Here is a 3183-nt window from a genome sequence, read left to right on the forward strand (position 1 = left end):
GCCTATTGGTCGTCCGATTGCCAACACCCAAATTTATATTCTCGATAGCCAAGGTCAACCTACTCCAGTGGGTATCCCTGGGGAATTACATATTGGTGGGGTTGGACTAGCAAGAGGATATTTAAACCTTCCAGAACTGACACAAACAAAATTTATACCCAATCCTTTTAGTGAGGAACTAGATAGTCGTCTTTATAAAACAGGTGATTTAGCTCGTTATTTACCAAATGGTGAAATTGAATACATTAGTCGCATTGACAATCAAATTAAACTCCGGGGCTTCCGAATAGAACTAGGGGAAATTGAAACAGTTATTAGCCAACATCCACAAATCAGGGAAACTGTAGTTGCAGTTCACTCAGATCAAGCAGATTTTCAACGTTTAGTCGCATATCTAGTCTTACACTCAGAACAAGACTTAGCAATTTCTGAACTACGGCAATTTTTAGAGTTGCAACTGCCAGACTACATGATCCCAAATGTGTTTGTCACCCTTGAGGCATTACCATTAACACCTAATGGCAAAGTAGATCGTCAAGCCCTGCCAGCACCTGACCCAATCCAGTTATCACAAAAAGCTGATTTTGTACCTCCTTCATCTCCTGTAGAAGAAATACTTGCTGGCATCTGGGCAGATGTTCTAGGTCTAGAAAAAGTAGGGGTTCACAATAATTTCTTCCAACTAGGTGGACATTCTTTAATAGCAACTCGCGTCATTTCTCGAATTCGGCAAGTCTTTTCACAAGAACTACCTTTGCGCCGTCTGTTTGAGACACCGACAGTAGCCCAACTGGCAAAAGACATAGAAACAGCCGCAAAAGTAGGCTCAAAACTACAAATACCACCAATAAAGCGCCATTCCTGGAAAAAAGAATTACCCTTATCTTTTGCTCAACAACGATTATGGTTCCTGGATCAGTTAGAGCCAGATAGTCCCTTTTACAACATACCTATGGCTGTACGATTACAGGGGCAACTTCATCATGACGCACTAGAGCAAAGTTTTCACACAATTGTGCAACGCCACAAAGCCTTGCAGACTAATTTTCAAACCGTCGCCGGGCAACCAACAGCAGTTATCTCACCCACAAAACTCATCAACTTACCAATTCTCGACTTGAGCGCATTACCTACTCAGCAACGAGAAACTGAAATTAAACAACTGGTACTAGCAGAAGCACAATCTCCCTTTGACCTCAACAATGACCTGCTGTTGCGAGTGAAACTACTACACATTGGAGAACAAGAATACATATTATTGTTGACCATGCACCATATTATTTCTGATGGCTGGTCAATTGGTGTAGTCGTGCGTGAAGTGTCACAACTTTACACAGCTTTTTGTGCCGGACAACCTCCAACTCTGCCAGAATTACCAATCCAGTATGCAGACTTTGCCGCATGGCAACGACAATGGTTAAAAGGAGAAGTCCTACAAGAGCAGATATCATACTGGCGTAAAAATTTAGAAGGCTTACCCCCCAGACTAGAATTACCCACAGACCGCCCCAGACCTCCGGTGCAGAGATTTCAGGGAGCTATTCATGCCTTGACTATTTCGCCAGAGTTAACTGTCGCCCTGAATCAGTTCAGTCAGCAGACAGGTAGTACTTTATTTATGACCTTGCTGACGGCTTTTAAGGTGCTGCTGGGACGCTACACGAATAGCACAGATATTGTGGTGGGTACACCAATTGCTAACCGCAACCAAGGGGAGACAGAGCAATTAATTGGCTTGTTTGCCAATACTCTAGTCTTGAGAACGGATTTATCCGGTAATCCGGCTTTCAGGGAATTACTCAGTCGCGTCCGAGAAGTCGCTTTGGGAGCCTATGCTCATCAGGATTTACCCTTTGAACAGCTAGTGGAAGAACTTCAGCCACTACGTTCTTTGAGTCATACACCTCTGTTTCAAGTCATGTTTGTGCTGCAAAATGCTCCCTTGTCCGAGTTAGAGTTAGCGGGGTTGACTCTCAGTGCTGTGGAAACTGAACTTGGTATCGCCAAATTTGACCTGACGCTGTATATGGAACAGGTAGATTCAGGACTGAGAGCCGCTTTTGAATACAATACTGATTTGTTTGATGCCTCAACAATTAGCAGAATGGCAGGGCATTTACAAACTTTATTAACAGCTATAGCCGCCAATCCAGACCAGCAAATTTTAGAACTCCCACTACTCACTTCAACAGAAGAAGAGCAACTATTAATTGAGTGGAATCAAACTCAAGTAAATTATCCTCAACAAACTTGTATTCATCAGTTATTTGAATCACAAGTAGAACGCACACCAGATGCAGTTGCTTTGGTCTTTGAAGATGAGCAATTAACCTATAGAGAACTCAATACTAAAGCCAATCAGTTAGCACATTATTTGCAAAAGCTGGGTGTAAAACCAGAAACATTAGTCGGCATTTGTGTAGAACGCTCCCTGGAAATGGTTGTGGGACTTTTAGGGATTCTCAAAGCCGGAGGAGCTTATGTCCCCTTAGATCCAGCATATCCCCCAGAGCGTCTAGAATTCATGCTGGCAGATGCTCAAGTTCCCATTTTACTCACTCAAGCATCACTACTAACAACACTCCCAACTCATTCAGCCCAAGTTATTTGTCTAGATACAGATTGGGATAACATCACCCTCCACAATCAACAAAACCCCCATAGTATTGTTACCAGTGAAAACTTAATTTACGTTATCTATACCTCCGGTTCCACAGGTAAACCCAAAGGAGTACAAATCTGCCACAAAGGAGTCATCAACTTCTTAACATCAATGGAGCGACAACTCCAATTTACTCAATCAGACATCCTCCTAGCAGTCACATCCATATCCTTTGATATAGCCGTATTAGAACTATATCTGCCCTTAATTATCGGAGCGCGTCTGGTTTTAGCCTCTCGCACAGTAGCCACAGATGGCAAACAACTCAGTGAGCATCTGCACTCAGCCAATGCCACCATCATGCAAGCGACCCCAGCCACCTGGCGAATGCTGCTGACATCAGGATGGAGTGGTAATTCTCAGTTAAAAATCCTTTGTGGTGGTGAAGCACTCACCCGTGAACTAGCACAGCAGTTATTGAGCAAAGGCGCTAGTTTGTGGAATTTGTATGGCCCGACAGAAACAACTATTTGGTCAACCGCTAACGAAATTAAAACTACACAAAAATCTCAAGCAATCAT

1 protein-coding gene is annotated in these 3183 nt (G+C 43.1%); it reads left to right on the forward strand.

Annotated features, from left to right (window positions below; genetic code table 11):
- Positions 1-3183: condensation domain-containing protein (locus tag ACSQ6I_RS24655; protein ID WP_438892870.1), on the forward strand; the 3183-nt coding region annotated here is incomplete at both ends.

It is taken from the genome of Anabaena sp. WFMT (genome assembly GCF_051781005.1).
In the GTDB taxonomy this organism is placed as follows: domain Bacteria; phylum Cyanobacteriota; class Cyanobacteriia; order Cyanobacteriales; family Nostocaceae; genus Anabaena.